At 62.4% G+C, this 2265-nt stretch carries 3 protein-coding genes; 1 reads left to right on the forward strand and 2 read right to left on the reverse strand.

Features of this window, described 5'->3' with window-relative positions; translation table 11 throughout:
- The first annotated feature begins 67 nt into the window (after positions 1-67).
- Positions 68-1177 (forward strand): hypothetical protein, encoded by a 1110-nt coding sequence (locus EOA28_RS33005; RefSeq protein WP_245501654.1) that lies wholly within the window; start codon positions 68-70, stop codon positions 1175-1177.
- A gap of 3 nt (positions 1178-1180) precedes the next feature.
- Here the strand turns inward: EOA28_RS33005 and EOA28_RS33010 are convergent, their stop codons facing one another.
- Positions 1181-1669: an NUDIX hydrolase gene (locus EOA28_RS33010; protein ID WP_126082417.1), complete on the reverse strand. Its 489-nt coding sequence runs from the start codon at positions 1667-1669 to the stop codon at positions 1181-1183.
- Between the two features lie 198 nt (positions 1670-1867).
- The coding region (gene gpt / locus EOA28_RS33015) for a xanthine phosphoribosyltransferase (RefSeq protein WP_128315713.1) at positions 1868-2265 on the reverse strand (398 nt) is incomplete at its 5' end.

The following is a 2265-nucleotide window of genomic DNA, read 5'->3' on the forward strand; positions in this document are numbered from 1 at the left end:
TGCATAGGCATTCATGATGGATTTGGTCTCCGCAAATGGGGGGTCGAGAAAGACGCCGGCGCCGTCGGTGCCCGACCATGGCTCGGTACGGCCGCTCGCCGCCGAAGATCTCGAGCGGGTCGCGGCACTCTTCCTGACGAAGTTCCGCCGTCGCCGCCTTCGCGATCACGCGGTCGCGCGGACGGCGGACTATATGAGAAAGCTCTATCTTGACGGCGGTGAGAACAAGGCCCTTGTCCAGATAAACCCGCAGGGCGGCCTCGGCGGGTTCATGGGCGTTTTGAAAGCCCGCTATGAGCTCAATGGAAGGGCATTGAATGCGGCCATCATCGGTCCCTTCATGACCGATTCCAGCACCGATCACGGTTGGGCCGGGCCGCAATTGCTGCGTGCCCTGCATCAGGGCGAGTTCGATCTATATCTGACCGATTCGGCCAACCGGACATCCTTGGCCTTCGCGCGTCCGATGAAGTATCAGCTCTTGCCGGTGCATTGTCTGGAATGGACCTGTGTTTTTCGGCCGGGCGCCATGGCCGCCGCCTTGCTGCAGAGTAAATGGCCCGGGCTGGCTCGGCTGGCGCTCGGCCCCTGCGGGCGGGCGTTTGATGCTCTCGCAGGAAGACGGCTCGAGCCGCCGGTCCAGCCTTCATCGTCGCGACGGATCCACCATGAGCGGATCGATGCCGCGCGGTTTGCGGAGCGGCTGCCGGCACTGATATCCGATTATGCTCTTCGACCGAGCTGGAAGGATGGCGAACTGCCGCGGCTGCTCGCGCTGGCGGCCGAAAAGCAGGCCGACGGGCCACTTCATTTCGGCGGGACTTACGACGAAGCAGGCAAGATGGTCGGTTGCCATGCCTTCTACGGGCAGGCTGGCGGCATCGCGAACCTGTTGCAGATCCAGGCGCCCGGACCCCACTGGGGCGCGACGCTGGACGGCCTTATCGCGGCTGCGCGGGAGATGGGCTGCGTGGGCATAACCGGGCAGACACAAAGCAGGTTCCTGCCGCACCTCTTCGGCTACAACCGTCTCTTCTTCCGCTATGCCGGCGGCACGATGGTGCGCTCACGCATCACCGAGGTCGCGGAAGCGGTCCGCGCCGGCGACATCTTTATCGGCGGATTGACGGGCGATCGCTGGACCCGGCTGAGTTCCGATGATTTCGGTCGCGTCTGACGATCAGATGAAAGTGTGCGGCGCGGCGCAAAAACCGGCAATGATCTGGCAAAGGTCCGGTTCATGGACCATTTGGACTGCTTCGATGGCGCCAACCCATTTGCGCGTCCGGGCGCGCTTCTCTTTCCAGCGGTCCGCAATGCGGTCGACATGCAGCGGAAAGACCAGGACTTCGCAGGGCACTTCCTCGCCGGAGGCGAGGACCTTGGCATAGAAATAACGGCCGGCTTCAAGATGCGAGATGGTGCCGCGCAAGCCGGCTTCCTCGCCTGCTTCACGGGCGGCCGCCTTGCAAAGTGGTTCCCTGGCCTCCGGCCAGCCCTTGGGCAACACCCAGCGCCCGGTGTCGCGGCTGGTGATCAGCATGATCTCGACGCCGGCTTCGCTTTCACGCCAGGGCAGAGCGGCAACCTGCAGGCGGCAGGGCGCCTTGCCGAAGAGCCGCCGGACTCTTTCGGCCATCTGGGTGTGTGTTGCCGGCCTCGTCAACATCGGAAGAAGCTGCCCCAGCCTCCAGAATCGTTTGCCACCTTACGAATCTTACGGCGAATTATGGGCTTTAAAAGTAAAAAACTTCACTCCGTGGGAAAATGCCGCCAGAAAAGGTCAATCTTACAAAGTAGACATGCTCATTGGTTCGACTACACGCCGCTCCTTTGAGGCAGATTCTCTGGAAAATATGACGGCCGTTCAGCCGACATGATCGTCCGCGATCGGCTTCTGGTATGTGAAGCCCATGTCCCAGGGAAAGTAGATCCAGGTGTCCTGGCTGACCTCGGTGACGAATGTGTCGACCAGCGGGCGGCCCTTCGGCTTGGCATAGACGGTCGCGAAATGCGCCTTCGGCATCATGGCGCGCACGATACCGGCTGTCTTGCCGGTATCGGTCAGGTCGTCGATGATCAGCACGCCGGCGCCGTCGTCGGCAAGCAGCGGCGGCGAAATCTCCTTGAGAACCTGAAGCTGACCCTGGCTGGTGTAGTCATGATAGGAGGCGACGCACACCGTCTCGATGATGCGGATGCCGAGCTCGCGCGCGATGATCGCCGCCGGCACCAGGCCGCCGCGCGTGATGCAAACGATCGCTT

Source organism: Mesorhizobium sp. M2A.F.Ca.ET.067.02.1.1 (assembly GCF_004023285.1).
Classification (GTDB): domain Bacteria; phylum Pseudomonadota; class Alphaproteobacteria; order Rhizobiales; family Rhizobiaceae; genus Mesorhizobium.

What these genes read in the sequence shown, in the direction of transcription:
- EOA28_RS33010 (WP_126082417.1), bottom strand. Translation starts at nt 1,669, where the DNA reads ATGTTGACGAGGCCGGCAACACACACCCAGATGGCCGAAAGAGTCCGG.